General features: G+C 73.8%; 10 protein-coding genes. 4 read left to right on the plus strand and 6 right to left on the minus strand.

The genetic code is table 11. The features are described 5' to 3' along the window. Positions 1-95 precede the first annotated feature (95 nt). Entirely contained in the window at positions 96-1,373 is a 1,278-nt protein-coding gene (locus ACFZCP_RS22470; protein WP_391429256.1) for a serine hydrolase, read from the minus strand. 354 nt (positions 1,374-1,727) lie between these two features. Between ACFZCP_RS22470 and ACFZCP_RS22475 the strand changes: the two genes are divergently transcribed. After that, positions 1,728-3,188: an FG-GAP-like repeat-containing protein gene (locus ACFZCP_RS22475; protein WP_391429258.1), complete on the plus strand. Its 1,461-nt coding sequence runs from the start codon at positions 1,728-1,730 to the stop codon at positions 3,186-3,188. A gap of 171 nt (positions 3,189-3,359) precedes the next feature. Here ACFZCP_RS22475 and ACFZCP_RS22480 read toward each other — a convergent pair whose 3' ends face one another. Both ACFZCP_RS22480 and ACFZCP_RS22485 read right to left on the minus strand, forming a co-directional pair. Next, a complete protein-coding gene (locus ACFZCP_RS22480; RefSeq protein WP_391429260.1) occupies positions 3,360-4,349 on the minus strand; it encodes an NAD-dependent epimerase/dehydratase family protein in 990 nt (329 codons plus the stop codon). Between the two features lie 141 nt (positions 4,350-4,490). Continuing rightward, positions 4,491-5,549, minus strand: coding sequence for a helix-turn-helix domain-containing protein (locus ACFZCP_RS22485; protein WP_391429262.1), 1,059 nt, complete (start codon positions 5,547-5,549; stop codon positions 4,491-4,493). A 245-nt stretch (positions 5,550-5,794) separates the two neighbouring features. Between ACFZCP_RS22485 and ACFZCP_RS22490 the strand changes: the two genes are divergently transcribed. Together ACFZCP_RS22490 and ACFZCP_RS22495 are read left to right on the plus strand one after the other, a co-directional pair. Next, positions 5,795-8,101: a flotillin family protein gene (locus ACFZCP_RS22490; RefSeq protein WP_391429264.1), complete on the plus strand. Its 2,307-nt coding sequence runs from the start codon at positions 5,795-5,797 to the stop codon at positions 8,099-8,101. Positions 8,102-8,339: 238 nt separating this feature from the next. Beyond that, positions 8,340-13,202 (plus strand): DNA repair ATPase, encoded by a 4,863-nt coding sequence (locus tag ACFZCP_RS22495; RefSeq protein ID WP_391429266.1) that lies wholly within the window; start codon positions 8,340-8,342, stop codon positions 13,200-13,202. Positions 13,203-13,283: 81 nt separating this feature from the next. Here ACFZCP_RS22495 and ACFZCP_RS22500 read toward each other — a convergent pair whose 3' ends face one another. Beyond that, positions 13,284-15,227: a protein kinase gene (locus ACFZCP_RS22500; protein WP_391429268.1), complete on the minus strand. Its 1,944-nt coding sequence runs from the start codon at positions 15,225-15,227 to the stop codon at positions 13,284-13,286. Between the two features lie 197 nt (positions 15,228-15,424). Beyond that, positions 15,425-15,760 carry a hypothetical protein gene (locus tag ACFZCP_RS22505; protein WP_362689097.1) on the minus strand — a complete coding sequence of 112 codons (336 nt, stop codon included), beginning with the start codon at positions 15,758-15,760 and terminating at the stop codon, positions 15,425-15,427. 225 nt (positions 15,761-15,985) lie between these two features. Here ACFZCP_RS22505 and ACFZCP_RS22510 point away from each other — a divergent pair, with 225 nt between their 5' ends. Then, positions 15,986-16,279, plus strand: coding sequence for a hypothetical protein (locus ACFZCP_RS22510; RefSeq protein ID WP_391429271.1), 294 nt, complete (start codon positions 15,986-15,988; stop codon positions 16,277-16,279). A gap of 26 nt (positions 16,280-16,305) precedes the next feature. Here the strand turns inward: ACFZCP_RS22510 and ACFZCP_RS22515 are convergent, their stop codons facing one another. Further along, complete coding sequence (locus tag ACFZCP_RS22515; protein WP_362689091.1) at positions 16,306-17,418, minus strand: HAMP domain-containing sensor histidine kinase; 1,113 nt, start codon at positions 17,416-17,418, stop codon at positions 16,306-16,308. Between the last annotated feature and the right edge of the window lie 2 nt (positions 17,419-17,420).

The raw sequence follows: 17,420 nt of genomic DNA on the forward strand, positions 1-17,420 counted from the left end.
GCGCTCCACCGCGCGCAGGGCCGCCTGGAAGCGGGGGGGCGCCGAGGCGGCCCATCAGCTCGGCCCACACCGGGTGCGCCGTGCCGGCGACGGTCTCAGCTTCCGGCCGGGACCAGCGGCCCGAAGGAGGCCCCGGCTATCTGCTGGATGTACCGCATCTCGGTACCTTCGAGGCCGGTGGGGTTCAGCGAGTAGACGATCTTGCGGGAGAGGTCCCGGGTGGCGAAGACGCCGCTGGTGTAGCCCGGGCGGGAGCCGGTCTTTCCCCAGACCTCCACGCCGTTGGCGGCCCTGACCCGCATCAGGCCCATGGACATGCACGCCCGGCCGGCGTCGGACTCGGTGCGGCACTGGCTGCTGTGGAAGCTCGGCACGTCCGGGACGGTGAAGAGCTTCGCCTGCTGGGCGGCCGGGAGCAGACGGCCGCGGAGCAGCGCGGTGATGAAACGGTCGAGGTCCGCCGGAGTCGAGATCATGCCGCCCTCGGCCCAGGGCCAGGGGCTCTGCTCGGTGACGTCCGCCGGGTGCGTGGTGCCGTCCGCCGCCTTGACCGTCAGATAGCCGTGGGAGTGCGGGGCGGGCAGGCGCGGGTCGTCGGCGCCGGGGACGTAGGTGTCGTCCAGGCCGAGCGGCCGGGTGATGCGGGACCGCACCTCGTGGGCGAAGCTGCGGCCGGTGATCTTCTCGACCAGCAGGCCGGCGACGTAGTAGTTCTCCCCGTTGTACTGCTGCGCGGTGCCCGGTGCGAACTCCATCGGCTGGCCCGCCATCAGGTCGATCGCCCGCTGCGGGCTGAAGCTCTTCAGGCGGTTGGCGGCGAACCATTCGGGGCTGCCGTCGCCGAAGTCCGGGGTGGAGGCGCCGCGCGGCAGGCCGCTGGTGTGGTCGAGCAGCTGGCCGACCGTGACGGGCGGGATACCGGCGGGCAGAACGCCCGGAAGATACTGCTGGACAGGCGTGTCCAGGTCGATCCGGTGCTCGGCGGCGAGCTGCAGAACGATGGCGGCGGTGAAGACCTTGGAGATGCTGCCGATCCGGATGTGCGCATTGCGCGGAACACCCTGGCCGGTCTCCAGGTCGCCCACGCCCGAGGTGCCCGACCAGTGACCCGCGCTGCCGGTGATGCGCAGCAGCGCGCCGGTGACGTCCGCGTCCGGCAGGCCGGCGATGGACGCCCGCAGTGCTGCCGGGTCCAGGGTGGGCAGCGGCGCGGTGGCGGCAGCGGACGCCGGGCGAAGGGTGGCGGCCGAGGCCGGGGCGGCGGAGGCCGGGGCGGCGGAGGCCGGGGCGGCCATGCCCGCGGCCAGGGTCACCAGCAGGGCGCCCGAAGCGGCCATGGCGGTCCAACGGCTGTGCCGGACAGTGCGGTTCACGAAAAGATCTCCCCGTGGAAGTGGCGGTCGGACCGGCGAGCATCCGGCCCTGCCACGAGTCTGCGGCGCAACGGCGTACCCGCTCATCAGGGAACTCCCCTGAACAGCCCCTGAGATGGAACCCCGACGCCCCCTGGGTGCCACGGGCCCCTCGGCGGCTTTCCGCATCCCGCGGCGTCCCTCCGCATCCCCCCGTTCCTTGCACCTCCTGCGGCACAAGGGGTGCAGCAACCACGCAGGACCCCGAGATCCAACCGAACTCACGTACAACCCCTGCCTTTTCTTGGCGGTCTCTTCATCGCGCCACCGGACGGCCGGGATCCGCCCGACATCTGCCTCTCGACGGGAGCCAACGTGAAGCACCCCCTGCGCAACAGCACCGCGCTCGCCGCCCTGCTCGTGGCGGGCCTGACCCCGGTGGCCCTGCCCGCCCCCGCCTCGGCCGCTCCTTCCGGCCTTCAGGGCGACTTCAACGGCGACGGCTACCGGGACGTCGCCCTCGGCGCCTCCTTCGCCACGGTCGGCGGCCAGGCCCGGGCCGGCCAGGTCGCCGTGGTCTACGGCACGGCGAACGGACTGAACGCGGCCAAGCACCAGCTGATCAGCCAGAACACCGCGGGCATCCCCGGTGAAGCGGAGAAGGAGGACCGGTTCGGCGACCAGATCGCCACCGCCGACCTCAACCGCGACGGCTACAGCGACCTGGTCGTCGGGGCGCAGCACGAGAAGTCCGGCCGCGCCGAGGACGCGGGCACGGTCGTCATCGTCTGGGGTTCGAAGAACGGTCTGTCCGGCGGTACGACGGTGAAGAACCCGCAGACTCTGTACGGCAGTTACTTCGGGCTGAGCATCGCGGCGGCCGACTTCACCGGCGACGGCAAGCCCGACCTGGCGATCTCCGCGCAGAGCGACACGCAGAACCCCAGCAGCTGGCGGGTCAGGCTGATCCGGGGCCCGTTCACGAAGTCGGGCTCGACGGGCAGGGTGTCGTCGTACTCCCCGGGCATCGACAGGCCGGTCCTCACCCCCGGCCGGGTCAGCGGCGACACCAAGGCCGACCTGGTGGTCACCGGGCAGAAGCCGGGCGGCGACCACCTCGCCACGGCCGTCTACTACAAGGGCACCCCCGACGGCATCGGCAAGGCTGCGAGCCTGCGCGCCGCGTCGACGGCCGCGATCGGCGACCTGAACAAGGACGGCTTCGGCGACATCGTCCTCGGCAACCCCGAGGAGCCGACGGACGACCCCTCGGGCTCCACCGGCGGCAAGATCCACGTCATCTACGGCACCTCGTCAGGGCCGAGTGCCACCCACCGCGTCACGCTCAGTCAGAACACGACGGGCGTCCCGGACTCCTCGGAGGAGGAGGACCACTTCGGCGAGGCACTGGCGATCGGTGACTTCGACAAGGACGGCTACGGGGACCTGGCGGTCGGCGCGTCGGGCGAGAGCTTCGGCGACGACTCCCACTACGTGCCGTTCGCCGGCGCGATCACCCTCCTGCACGGGTCGTCCTCCGGTCTCACCACCACGCGTGCGGTGTTCCTGACCCAGGACAGCCCCGGCGTGCCGGGCGCGACGGAGGGGGCCGACGGCTTCGGCCACACCCTCCTCGCCTCCGACGTGAACCGTGACGGCCACGCCGACCTGACGGCGATCGCCGACGGGGAGAACGACCCCGAGGGCGCGGCCTGGTTCCTGCCCGGCGCCTCGTCCACGCTCTACTCGCAGACGGCGTCGACGACCTTCGGCCCGACGAAGGTGGGGCTGCCGGCCGGCCGGTACAGCGACTTCGGGGGCGAGCTGGCGGGCTAGTCCGCGCGGGGTGGGCGAGCCGACGAGCGACTCGCCTTCGATCCGTGGGGCTGCACCTCGTACCGGTCCGTGCCGATGTCCGCCGCGCTCCGCACACCTCCGAGGGTGGTCCGGCTCATCACGGCCGGACGGCACATGTGACCGGAAGAGCGGTAGCCGTGGCCTGACAGCTCACCGGACCCGCGCGAACTCGGCCATCCCCTCCGCGAATTCCACCTCCGCCTTCCATCCCAGGTCCGTGCGCAGCCGGGACGAGTCCGCGGTGATGTGCCGTACGTCGCCGAGGCGGTACTCGCCGGTGACCAGCGGCTCGGGACCGCCACAGGCGGCGGACAGGGCGCGGGCCAGGTCGCCGACCGTGTGGGGGGTGCCGCTGCCGGTGTTGTACGCCGTGAGGGTGCCGGGGCGCGGCCCGGCCTCCAGCGCGGTGACGTTGGCGGCGGCCACGTCACGGACGTGCACGAAGTCCCGGCGCTGGTGTCCGTCCTCGAAGACACGCGGGGCCTCGCCGCGCGCCAGGGCCGAGCGGAAGAAGGAGGCCACCCCGGCGTACGGGGTGTCGCGCGGCATCCGGGGGCCGTACACGTTGTGGTAGCGCAGGGAGATCGCCGTACCGTCGGTGGAGCGGGCCCAGGCGGCCGACAGGTGCTCCTGGGCGAGCTTGGTGGCGGCGTAGACGTTGCGTGGGTCGGCCGGGGCGTCCTCGCCGACCAGGCCGGGGGACAGCGGTGCTCCGCAGACGGGACAGCCGGGGTCGAAGCGGCCCGCCTCCAGGTCCTTCCCGGCGCGCGGGCCGGGGCGTACGACACCGTGCTCGGGGCACTCGTAGCGGCCCTCGCCGTACACCACCATCGACCCGGCCAGCACCAGGCGCCGCACGCCCGCCCCGGCCATCGCGGCGAGCAGCACGGCGGTGCCCAGGTCGTTGCGGGAGACGTACTCGGCCGCGTCGGCGACGCCGTTGCCGAGGCCCACCATGGCCGCCTGGTGGCAGACCGCGTCCACACCGGCCAGGGCGGCGGCGACCGCCACGGGGTTGCGCACATCGGCTCCGGGATCGTCCCGGACGTCGTACACGACCGGCTCGTGCCCGCGCGCCCGCAGGGCGTCCACGACATGGGACCCGATGAATCCGGCACCGCCGGTGACCAGTACACGCATGGAGCCACGCTAGGTCCGCGACCGCCCGCGGCCGGGCACGACGGGCGGTACGTCACCTCTCCGTAAGGAGTCCGCTCTCCGTAGGAAGACCGCAACGGCCGTGCGCCCTCCGGGAGGAGTCCGCAACGGCCGTGCGGAGACTCACAGGGGCTTGGCGGGCCAGTCGAGCAGGCGGGCGCCGATCACGGCCGTCTGGAGCATGTAGCGGTGCGTCGGGTCGGCCGGGTCCGCGCCGGTCAGCTTGTGGATGCGCTCCAGGCGATAGGTGAACGCGCGCACGCTCAGGGAGAGCCGGCGAGCGGCCTCGGTGGCCACGCAGCCGGAGTCGAAGTACACGGTCAGGGTCTCCAGCAGCGGCTCGGCGCCGCCGCGTGCCATGGTGAGCGGGCCGAGGGTGTGGGAGACCAGGTCGGCCATCGCCTGCCGGTCGCGGGCCAGCACCGGGTAGACGAGCAGGTCGGCGGCGCGCAGCAACGGCTCGTTCAGACTGAGCCGTTCGGCCATCTCCAGGGTGGCGAGGGCTTCCTCGTACGACTGGACGACGCCGCCGGCACCGGGCTGCGGGCGGCCGACCGCGACCCGCCCGCCGTCCATGGCCGCGTACGCCTGCTTGGCGAAGTAGGTGAGGACGTCGTCCTCGTCGCCGGGCGCGATGCACAGCAGCCGACCGTTCTTGGTGGTCAGCAGGATGCTGCGGGCGTCGAAGCGGCCGAGGACCGCCCGTTCCACCTGCCGGGTCACCGGGTCGCCCTCGATGTGGGCGGCTCGGCCCTGCGCGACGGCGACCACGTGCGCCCCGGACAGCCGCAGGCCGAAGCGCTCGGCACGCTCGACGAGCCGGCCCAGGTCGCTGCGGCCGTAGAGCAGGTCGTCGATGAACTCCCGGCGCGCGGCCTCCTCCCGGCGCACGGCGAGCCGCTGGGCGCGTTCATAGCCCTCGGCGAAGGCGTCGACGGCCTGCTGCACGGCGGCCAGGGTGCTGTCGGCGGAGCCGCCCTGGCCGGGCCAGGCGGCGCGGGCGGCGGCCAGGTGTGCGACGACCAGGGCGCGCAGTCCGTGGCCGGCGTCGGCGGCCTGCTCGCCCAGGGAGCGGCGCACCGCCAGCTCCTCGCGCGTCAGCCGGCGGCCGGTGGCCGCGACCTCGGCCAGAGTGCCTGCATAGCCGTCCAGATAGTGCTCCGGTATCGGATGTTCGGTCACGCCGTCCCCGTCCCCCCGTGCTCCCCCGTGATTTTGACGCCCCGGTGACGCTTTCTTAGCGCTCCTCCGGCATCGAGAACATAGTGAACCCTGCCGGAGACCGGCAGTGCGCGGGGGTACGCCCCTCATGCACCATCGCGCAGGGGAGCACTACGGAAAGGTTCCGGTGCCGGACGCCGGAAGGCGACCGGCACCGGGACCGGGGCTCTTCCGACTTCATCGTCTGACCCACAAGGACGTATGCCATGGAAGCCCTCGGCGTGCTCGTCGCCGTCTGTCTCGTCATCGTGCTGCTCGCGCTGCTGGCCTTCTCCCGGCTGTACCGCAAGGTGGACCAGAGCCAGGCCCTGATCGTGTCGAAGACGCGGCGGGTGGACGTGTCGTTCACCGGGCAGGTCGTGCTTCCGATCCTGCACAAGTCCGAGGTCATGGACATCTCGGTGAAGACCATCGAGATCAGCCGTTCCGGCCGGGACGGGCTGATCTGCCGGGACAACATCCGTGCCGACATCCGGATCCTGTTCTTCGTGAAGGTCAACAAGACCGTCGCGGACGTCATCAAGGTCGCCCAGACCGTCGGCACCGAGCGGGCCAGCCACCAGGACACGCTCCAGGAGCTGTTCCACGCGAAGTTCTCCGAGGCGCTGAAGACCGTCGGCAAGCAGATGGACTTCACCGACCTCTACACCAAGCGCGAGGAACTCCGGTACCACATCATCGAGTTGATCGGCATCGACCTCAACGGCTACCACCTTGAGGACGCGGCGATCGACTACCTGGAGCAGACGCCGCTCACCCAGCTCGACCCGGCCAACGTCCTCGACGCCCAGGGCATCCGCAAGATCACCGAACTGACGGCGATCGAGCACGTGCGCACCAACGAGGCGCAGCGCAACGAGCAGAAGGAGATGACCCGGCAGGACGTCGACGCCCGCGAGGCCATCCTGGAGCTGGAGCGCCGGCAGGCCGACGCCGAGATCAAGCAGAAGCGGGAGATCGAGACGTCCCGGGCCCGCGAGGAGGCGGAGACCGCGCGGGTCGTCGAGGAGGAGCGGCTGCGCGCGCAGGGCGCCTTCCTGCGCACCGAGGAGCAGCTCGGCGTCCAGCGCGAGAACCAGGCCCGCGAGATCGCCGTCGCCGCCAAGAACCGCGAGCGGGTCATCGCCGTGGAGAGCGAGCGCGTCGAGAAGGACCGGATGCTGGAGGTCATCGCCCGGGAACGGGAGACCCAGCTGACGAAGATCGCCGCCGAGAAGGAGGTCGAGGCGGAGAAGCGGGAGATCGCCGAGGTCGTCCGGGAGCGGGTCGCGGTGGACCGTACGGTCGCCGAGCAGGAGGAGTCCATCAAGAAGCTGCGCACGGTCGAGCAGGCCGAGCGCGACCGGCAGGCCATCGTCATCGCCGCCGAGGCGGAGGCGCAGGAGAAGCTGGTCAAGGACATCAAGGCCGCCGAGGCCGCCGAACAGGCCGCCACCCACCGCGCCGCCGAGGAACTCACCCTCGCGGAGGCCCGGTTGAAGACGGCCGATCTGGACGCCCGGGCCAAGCTGCGGCTCGCCGAGGGCGTCCAGGCCGAGGCCGCCGCCGAGGGGCTCGCCGCCGTGCAGGTGCGCGACAAGGAGGCCGAGGTCACCGTGAAGGCCGGCCGTGCGGAGGCGGAGGCCACCGAGGCCCGGCTGCGCGCCGAGGCCGAGGGAGCCCAGGCCAAGGCACTCGCCGAGGCCGAGGGTGCACGGGCGAAGGGGCTCGCGGAAGCGGAGGGCGCCAGGGCGGCGGCGGAGGCCACCACGGCCCGGCTCAAGGCCGAGGCGGAGGGCGCACGGGCCAGGGGGCTCGCGGAGGCCCTGGGCGCCAAGGCGGCGGCGGAGGCCACCGAGGCGCGGCTGAAGGCCGAGGCCGAGGGCGTGCGGGCCAAGGCGCTCGCGGAGGCCGAGGGCGCCAGGGCGATGGGGGCGGCCGCGGCGGAGGGCGCCAAGGCGAAGGCCCTCGCGGAGGCCACCGCCATCGGCGAGAAGCTGAAGGCCGAGGCCGAGGGTCTGACCGAGAAGGCCGCCGCGATGGCCGCCCTCGACGAGGCCTCGCGCGGACACGAGGAGTACCGGCTGCGGCTCGCGGCGGAGAAGGAGATCCGGCTGGCCGGCCTGGAGACGCAGCGGCAGGTCGCCGAGGCGCAGGCCACGGTCCTGGCCACCGGTCTGGAGCACGCCGACATCGACATCGTCGGCGGGGAGTCCGTCTTCTTCGACCGGCTGGTGTCGGCGATCTCGCTCGGCAAGGGCGTGGACGGCTTCGTCGACAACTCCCGTACGGCGCAGGCGCTGGCGAAGCCCTGGCTGGACGGGTCGGGCAGCTTCACCGACGACCTGAGCCGGATCCTCGGCTCGCTCGGCACGTCCGACGTGCAGAACCTCACGGTGTCGGCGCTGCTGATGAAGCTGATGAACTCCGGCGGCCCGCAGGCCACCCAGTTCCGTCAGCTCCTCGACCGGGCCGGCGAACTGGGCCTGGCGGACACCCCGGTCGCCGCGCTGAACGGCACCGCCCGGGCCTGACAGACGTGGCCGGGCCGCTGTACGGGGGTCGGCGGCCCGGCCACCTCCCACCTTCCGCCTCCCACCTCCTGCGCCTTCCCTCCCCCGCGCCTGCTTTCCACCTCCCGCCGCCCATTCCGCTCCCGCTTCACGTAGTACCGAGCGTCCTCGAAGCACCGGGCCTCCTCGAAGCAGCGAGCTTCCCCGAAGTACCGAACGCCCTCGAAGCACCGAACGCCCTTGAAGGGATGCACGCCCCATGGCCACCGCCCCGGAGACGGGCTCGTACGACACCGTCGACGCCGGCACCTACGAGGTGCTGCGCGACCGGCTGGCCGCCCAGGCCGCCGATCTGGCCCGCCGGGCCGAGGCCCTCAACGCCCGCCGCGCCGAGGAGTTCGGCTCCGCCGGGCTCGCCCTGCGCGCCACCGCGCAGCTGCGCACCGGGCACGCGTGCGTGCCGTGCGACGTCGTCGCCGTCGGGGACGTGCTGCTGTTCGGCAGTACCGGCCGCACGGCCGACGGGACCGCAGCTGCGGTGGCCGACGTCCTCGCCCTCTACGACCGGGACCTGAACCGGCTGCCCGAGGACGCCGCGCCCGGGCTGCTCGACGACCCCGCGTTCGTACGGGAGTTCACGGCGCTGCACCGCTACTACCAGCAGACCCGGCTGCTGCGGCTGCGCCGCGTCGACGGCCGGCTGCTCGCGGTGTTCCGCACCGGCGAGAAGGCCGACGACGTCCGTGCCCTGCGCTGGAGTCCGGCCGCGGGCGGGCGCACCCGGTTCCTGGACGCGCGCGGCGACCGTGACGACACCTTCCCGCCGGCCTACGACTTCGCCTGGACCGACACCACCCGCGAGGACCACGTCCTGGGCCGGGACCCGTACGTGGCGGTGCCGGGCGGGGCGGGTGTGGCGACGGTCGGCGGGCGGCTCGCGGTGCGCGGCCCGGAGGGCGAGGAGCTGTACGCGGAGCCGGTCGAGGAGCCGCTGCAGTCGCTCGCCGACGCCGCCGTCGCGCACGCGCGCGTGGGGGAGCTGGTCCTGCTGCGGGTGCGGCCGTACAAGGAGGACGCGGACCGGTACCTGGTGTTCGACACGCTGAGCCGGTCGGTGGTCCGGCTCGACGGCATCGGGCAGGCCTGCCGCCGGCTGCCCGAGGACCGGGGCATCGTGTTCCCGGGCGGGTACTGCCTGGCCTCGGGCGGGCACAAGACGTATGAAATCGACGCCCGGGGGCTGGAGTTCGAACGGGAGGTGCGTTCACCCAACGGTGAGGACGTGCTCTACGCGTTCCGCTCGCGGGCCGAGGGGCGCACGCTCCTGCTGTCGTACAACACCCTGCGCAAGGAGGTCGCCACCCCGCTGTCCTGCCGGGGCTGGGCCCTGTTCGAGGACGGCACCCTGGCCGTGCTGCGCGCAGGGGGCGACGAACCCGCGCATGCGCACCCCTTGCAGTGGTGGACCTCGCCGTACGTGTCCGACACGCACGCGGCCGCCCTGCGCACCGGGACCGGCGCGCTGGCCCGGGCCGGCAACGCGGACCTCGTGCGCGGGCTCGCCGACTGCCTGTCCGTCGCCCGGCTGGTCACCGAGGGCATCGGGACGGGCGAGGGCTACCGGGCGCTGGCCGCCGCCTGCGTACGCGCCGCCGACACGCACCACTGGCTGCGCGACCCCGAACTCGGTGAACTGAGCGTCCCGTTGGACGCGGTGCGGGAGACCGCCGAGCAGGTGCTGGCCGAGTTCGAGACGGTACGCGCCCTGTCCCGGCAGGCTTCCGAGGCCCTGGACGAGGCCGCGGAACGGATCGCCACCGTGGTGCGCCGGCTGCGCGGCGAGGCCCCGCGGGACGCCGCGGCCTGGGTCCGGGGCCTGACCGAACTCAGGCACGCGCACGGCCATCTGCTCACGGTGAAGGAGCTGCGGTACGCGGACCTCGCCCGGGTGGACGAGCTGGCCGCGCGGGCGGAGGCCGATCTCGCGGCGTTCGGCCGGCGCGCGGTGTCCTTCCTGGCCCGCGAGGACGCCTTCGCCACCCACCACGCGGACGTCGAACGGCTCGTGGAGCAGGCGGGCACGGCCGGGTCCGTCGCCGCGGCGGCTCCCGTTGCCGCCCGGCTGGACGAGCTCGCCGACGGCCTGCGCACGGTCACCGAGGTCGTCACCGGCCTCGACATCGCCGACGCCACCGTGCGTACCGCCATCCTGGAGCGGATCGCCGAGGTGCTCGGCGGTGTCAACCGGGCCCGCGCGACCCTGGAGACCCGCCGCCGCAGCCTCCTGGACCGCGAGGGCCAGGCCGAGTTCGCCGCCGAGACGGCTCTGCTGGCCCAGGCGGTCACCGCCGCGCTCGCCCGGTCCGGCACGCCCGAGGCCTGCGACGACCAGCTGGCCGCGGTGCTCGCCCGGGTGGAGGACCTGGACGCCCGGTTCGCCGAGTTCGACGACTTCCTCGCCGAACTCGACGGTCGGCGCACCGAGATCTACGAAGCCTTCGCCGCCCGCAAGCAGTCCCTCGCCGACGCCCGCGCCCGCCGCGCCGAGCAGCTCGCCGCCTCCGCCGCCCGGGTGCTCCTGACGGTCGCCCGGCGCACGGCCACGCTGGCCGACACCGACGCGGTCACCACCTACTTCGCCTCCGACCCGATGGTCGCCAAGGTCCGCCGCACCGCCGACGAGCTGCGCGCCCTCGGCGACAGCGTGCGCGCCGAGGAACTCGACGGCCGTCTCAAGGCCGCCCGTCAGGAGGCCGACCGCGCCCTGCGCGACCGCGGCGACCTGTACGCCGACGACGGGCGCACCCTGCTGCTCGGCGGCCACCGCTTCGCCGTCAACACCCAGCCCCTGGACCTCACCCTGGTCCCGCACGGCGAGGGCCTCGCCTTCGCGGTCACCGGCACCGACTACCGCCGCCCCGTGACGGACCCGGGCTTCGCCGACACCCGCCCGCTGTGGGAGCGCCACCTGCCCTCCGAGTCGCCCGGGGTCTACCGCGCCGAACACCTCGCCGCCCGGCTGCTGGCCGAGCACGGACCGGCCGCCCTCGCAGCCGCCGACCTGCCCGCCCTGGTCCGGGAGGCGGCGCAGGCGTCGTACGACGAGGGCTACGAGCGCGGGGTCCACGACCACGACGCCACCGCGGTCCTCACCGCCCTGCTCCCCCTGTACGAGGGCGCCGGCACCCTGCGCCACGAGCCCGCCGTACGCGCCGCCGCCCAGCTCTTCTGGGCCCACGGCACCGCCGGGGAGGCGCGGGAGAACTGGACGCGGCGTGCGGTGTCGCTGGCCCGCGCCCGGGAGGCCTTCGGGCCGGTCGCGGGGATCGCCGGGCTGGTGGCGGAGCTGGCCGGAGCGATCGGGGCGTGGGAGCCGGATGCCGAGGCCGCGGGTGCCGCCGCGTATCTCTTCGACGAGCTGACGTCCGGCGGGGCCTTCGTCCTGGGCGCGACCGCGCGCACGCTGCTGGAGAAGTTCCGGCACACGGTGAGCGGCACGGAGTACGCCGCGGACCTGGAGGCGCTGCCCGGCCCGGCCGAACGCCGTCAGGTCGCCGAGGCCTGGCTGTCGTCCTACGCCACCGCCTCCGGCGCCGGGGTCGCACCCGGCGAACTGGCCGAGGCCGTCGCCGCCGAAGTCTGCCCCGGCCTGCCCCGCTACGACGGCGACGCCCCGCTGACCGCGACCGCCGAGGGACTGCTCGGCACCCATCCGCGGGTGACGGACGGCCGGATGGCGCTGCGCCTGGACGAGTTCCTGGCCAGGACGGCGCGCTTCGCCGAGCGGGAGGTGCCCGCCTTCCGCGCCTACCAGCGCCGTCGCACGGCCCTGGTCGCGGCCGAACGCGACCGGCTGCGCCTGGACGACCACCGCCCCCGGGTCATGTCCGCCTTCGTCCGCAACCGGCTCGTCGACGAGGTGTACCTGCCGCTGGCCGGCGACAGCCTGGCCCGGCAGCTCGGCACCACCGGCGCGTCCAAGCGCACCGACACCGGCGGACTGCTCCTGCTGGTCTCCCCGCCGGGCTACGGCAAGACGACGCTCATGGAGTACGTCGCCGACCGCCTCGGCCTGATGCTGGTCAAGGTCAGCGGCCCGGCGCTCGGCCACGCCGTCACCTCGCTGGATCCGGCCGACGCCCCGAACGCCACGGCCCGCCGCGAGATCGAGAAGATCAACTTCGCGCTGGCGGCCGGCAACAACACGCTGCTGCACCTGGACGACATCCAGCACACCTCACCGGAGCTGCTGCAGAAGTTCATCCCGCTGTGCGACGCCACCCGCCGCATCGACGGCGTGTGGGAGGGCGAGCCGCGCACCTTCGACCTGCGCGGCAAGCGGTTCGCGGTCTGCATGACCGGCAACCCCTACACCGAGTCCGGCGACCGCTTCCGGGTGCCCGACATGCTCGCCAACCGGGCCGACGTGTGGAACCTCGGTGACGTCCTCACCGGCAAGGACGACGTCTTCGCGCTCAGCTTCGTGGAGAACGCGCTCACCGCCAACCCGGTCCTCGCTCCGCTCGCCGCCCGCGACCGCACGGACCTGGACCTGCTGGTCCGGCTGGCCGCCGCGGACCCCACGGCCCGCCCCGACCGCCTCACCCGTCCCCTGCCGCCCGCGGAACTGGACGGCGTCCTCGCGGTCCTGCGCCATCTGCTGGCCGTGCGCGGGACGATCCTCAAGGTCAACGCGGCCTACATCGCCTCCGCCGCCCAGTCGGAGGCGGCCCGCACCGAGCCGCCGTTCCGCCTCCAGGGCTCCTACCGGGACATGAACCGCATGGCCCAGCGCCTGCGCCCGGTCATGAACGACTCCGAGCGCGAGGCCGTCGTCACCGACCACTACACGGCCGAGGCCCAGACCCTCACCAGCGGCGCCGAGGCGAACCTGCTGAAGCTGGCCGAGCTGCGCGGCACCCTCGGCACCGAGCAGGCCGCCCGCTGGGCCGAGCTGAAGACGGCCCACGTCCGCGCCCGCAGCCTGGGCGGCCCCGAGGACGATCCTCTGACCCGGGCGGTGGCCGCCCTCGGCCTGCTCGCCGACCGGGTGGCGGCGGTGGAGGCTTCCATCGACCGGGCCGTCGACCGGGCCACCGGGCAGCGGCAGGAAGAGGACTGAGGGGGACTCGACGCGGACTCGAAGGGGGCTGAGGGGAACTCGGAGGGGACTGGCAGGGGCTGAGGGGGACTCGCGGCCCTGCTAGGCCGCGTTGCGCCACACCTTCACGTCCAGCGTGGCGTACGTCGTCCCGGACGAGCCCCGGTACGTCACCAGCCCCACGTGTCCCGTCCCGCTGATCACGCACATCTGCCGGCCCACGGCCAGGTCCCTGACCCAGAGGTAGCTCTTGTAGCCGGTCGCCGCCTTGCACGCGTCCAGGGTGCCCTGCCGGCCCGCGGGCAGCAGGGCGAGCGAACTGCCGGAGGTGGTACCGGGGGCGAGGACCGCGCCCGAGGAATAGACGGCGTAGGTCAGGTCCTCGTCGGAGGTCCCGGTGTCCGCCTTGGCCCGCACCGGGGTGTCCGCCAGGTACAGGTCGTGGCTCTTGGTCATCCGGATCCCGGCGTACGTCACCGGGGCGGGTGCCTGCGGAGCCGCCGGCTTGCTCGCCGCGGTGGCCGGCGGGGCCGAGGACGCGGTCCGCGTGGGCGTCGGGGGCCCCGAAGGGCTGGGCGGCACGGCCGACTCGGTGGCCTTCGCCTTCTTCGAGGTCTGTGCGCTCGGGGAGCCGGACGCGGTTCGCGACGGCGCGGCGGAGGTGGCCGACTGCGAGGCCGCCACGTCCTGGGCCCGCTCACCGCCCTTGTCGCCGTCGCCCGGGACGAACAGCAGGGTGAGAGCTGCCCCGCAGGCGACGAGGACGACGGCCGCCGCGGACAACAGCCAGGCCCGTCCCCTGCGACGCTTGCCGACCGCGGCGACCGGGGCGGTCTGTGCGCCGGCCGCACCGTGCGGCTGCGGACCGCCGGCCGGAGCGTACGCGCCCGGTGCCGCCCCCGGCCCCATGACGAAGGGTCCGGGCAGCGCGGCGTGGGAGGGCGGGGTCGGGGCGTAGGCCGCCGGCGGCCCGAACTCACCGGGGCCGGCGGGCAGGAAGGCGCCGGGAGTGCCCGGCGCGTGGGGAGCGGCGGGAGTGCTTGTCGCCCCGAAGACGCCAGGAGCGCCCGGAGCGCCTTGAGCGCCGAGTGCGTCCGAAGGGTGCGTGGTCGGCGCCGTGGCCGCGACCGCGGCGCCCGCCCCGGACGCCGCACCCGCCCCGGCCACCGCGCCCGCCCTGGCCCGGTCGGCGCCCGCGGTCCGGGCCTCTATCCCCGCGGCCAGGTCGCCCGGGAGCCACGCACCGGACGTGAACCGCGCCTCGTCACCGCGATACGCCTGGATCTCCTGGACGGAGCGGATGACCTCCTCGACGGTGGGCCGGTCGGCGGCGGGCTTGCGCAGACACCGTGCCACCAGCTCCTGTATCGCGGCCGGTACGCGGCTGAGATCGGGCTCCGCGTGCACCACCCGGTACAGCACCGCGTGCGGATCCCCGTCGCCGAACGCGGCGCGGCCCGTCGCCGCGAACACGGCGGTCTGCCCGAGCGCGAACACGTCGGCCGCGGGGGCGGCCTCCGCGCCGAGCACCTGCTCCGGCGCCATGTAGGCGACCGTGCCCAGGGCCGTACCGCTCTGTGTCAGGGACGTGGTGTCCGCAGCCCGCGCCACACCGAAGTCGATCACGCGCGGGCCGTCGGCGGCGAGCAGCACGTTCGACGGCTTGAGGTCCCGGTGCACGATGCCTTCGCGGTGCACCGCCTGCAGTGCCTCGGCGACCCCGGCGATCAGCCGCAGCACGGTGTCGACGGGCAGCGGCCCGTGATCGCGTACCGCGTCGGAGAGGGAGGGCCCCGGCACATAGGCGGTCGCGCACCAGGGCACGGCCCCCTCGGTGTCGCTGTCCACGACCGGAGCCGTGTAGATCCCGTGGACCCGGCCGGCCGCGGCCACCTCGGCCCGGAACCGCCGGCGGAACTCGGGGCTTTCGGCCAGTTCGGCCCGTACCACCTTGACCGCGACGGCCCGTCCGCCCGGGGTGTGCGAGAGATAGACCCGTCCCATGCCGCCGGACCCGAGCCGGGCGACCAGGCGGTAGGTGCCCACGGTCCGCGGATCACCCTCGCCCAGCGGCTCAAAACTCAGTGCATCGGTACCGCCGTTGCTCAACACGCCCCACCCCACCCGGGATCCGCTCCGTCGCGCCCCATTGCATCATGGGCCCCTCGGGCCCCGTCCCGGCACCGCCCCGGACGTCGGGGAGGTGCCGGAGCGGGCGGCGGCCGGTGCGGGTGCGGGTATGTCTAGGGGGTGCCGAACTCCACCGAATGCGGGACCGAGGCCCCTCCGTAGGCACCGCTCTGTCCGGGGCCGAGGGAGTCCTGGAGGACGGTGCAGTTCTCGTCCCGGTACAGGAAGGCGATCGCGTTCGTCCTGTTGTCCACGATGCCCGCGCCGCCGCCCAGCAGGAGGCATTCGTTGTTCGGCGGACTGCTGATCGCGTCCCTGGCGCCCGTGTCCGCGCGGTTGAAGAACAGCGTGCCCGAGGCCGCCTGCGCGCTGGTGGCCGGGCCGGCGACCAGCACGGCCGCCGCCCCCGCGATCAGGCCGATCCTGCCGAGCCGCTTGAGTCGATACATCAGGGTGTACCCCTTCCCTCCCTAGCGATCCTGTTCAGGAGGGTCTGGGAACCTTTGATGTGATCGGAAGACTTCCCCCCGAATGTCACCCGAATGGCCTCGGGCCGTCGTGGCGGGCATCGCCGAGGGGATGCGGACTCCGCTCGGACCAACCGGGCGTGTCCCCCCATGCAGGACGCCCTTGAGCTTGGTATCTATCCGGACGAACCAGACGAAAGGACCACCATGTCACGACGGACCCGCCCCTCGGCCCGCATCTTGATCGCAGCACTGCTCACCGCGCCGCTCCTCGGCGTGGGCCTCCTCGCCCCCTCGGCCTCTGCGGACACGCCGCCCGCCCCGAAGGCCGAGAACAACGTCCTCGGCAGGATCTGCGAGCACGCGAGGGCCGACGACGAGGACGGTCCGGCCCTGTCCTGCGAGAGGGACGTCGCGCCGATCGTCTCGCGGTTCCTCGGCCCGGGGATCTCCTGCGTGGACCAGTCCCCGAGCGCCATCGTCTGCCGCCCGCAGAAGTAGCCGCTCACCTCACGACGGACCGCCTCTCACGCCTCCGCCGCCGGCAGGGTCACCTCGAACCGGCAGCCGCCCGGGATGTTGCGCACGGTCGCCCGGCCCCGGTGGGCCTCGACGATGCCCCGGACGATCGCCAGGCCGAGGCCCGCACCGGCCGGCGGTGTGCGTGCGTCCGTGCCGCGCCAGCCGGTGTCGAAGACACGGGGCAGGTCCTCGTCGGGGATGCCGCCGCAGCCGTCCGTCACCGACAGCACCACCCCCTCGGGTGCCCGCTCGGCGGCGATGGCGACCGTGCCGTCGACGGGGGTCCGGCGGATGGCGTTGACCAGCAGGTTGGCCAGCACCCGGCTCATCTCCTTGCCGTCCACCTCCACGGGCACCGGCTGCACCCCGTCCCCGACCAGCCGTACGCCGTGCTCGCGGGCGAGCGGGCCGACCCCCGCGAGGGCGTCGCCGACCAGGTCGTACAGGGAGATCCGGGCCGGGCTCAGCGGGAGCGTCCCGGCGTGGATGCGGGAGAGTTCGAAGAGGTCGCCGACCATGTCGTTGAGACGCTCGACCTCGGTGCGCATCTGCTTGAGGTAGCGGTCCGGGTCGGCGGCGACGCCGTCCTCCAGCGCCTCCGACATCGCGCGCAGCCCGGCGAGCGGGGTGCGCAGGTCGTGCGAGATCCAGGCGACCAGTTCGCGCCGGGAGGCCTCCAGGGCGCGCTCCCGCTCGCGCGAGGCGGCGAGTTTGGCACTGGTGGCCGCCAACTCGCGGCTGAGGGCGTCCAGTTCGGCCGTGGCGGGGACGACGGGTGCGGCGAAGGCGCCGCCGTCCCCGAAGTGCCGTGCCGCGTCGGCGAGTTCGCGGCTGCGGGCGACCACCCAGCGGCCGAGCAGCAACGCGGTGGCCAGGGAGACGACGGCGGCCATGGCGACGACCGTCGTGACGACCCTCAGGTCGTGCGAGGACAGGAGCATCGCCTCGGCCACGGCCAGGGTCCCGGCGAGCATCGCGACGACGCCGACGGCGGCCACCACGGCGATGGACGTGATGAGCGAGCGCCGGCGGATCAGGCGCAGCACCGCGGCTCCGGCGAGGCCGGTGGCGGCGGCGCCGAGGAAGGCGTAGAGGGCGATGAGGAGGGTGTCGCGCATGG

This window comes from Streptomyces sp. NPDC007971 (genome assembly GCF_042958635.1).
Lineage (GTDB): Bacteria > Actinomycetota > Actinomycetes > Streptomycetales > Streptomycetaceae > Streptomyces.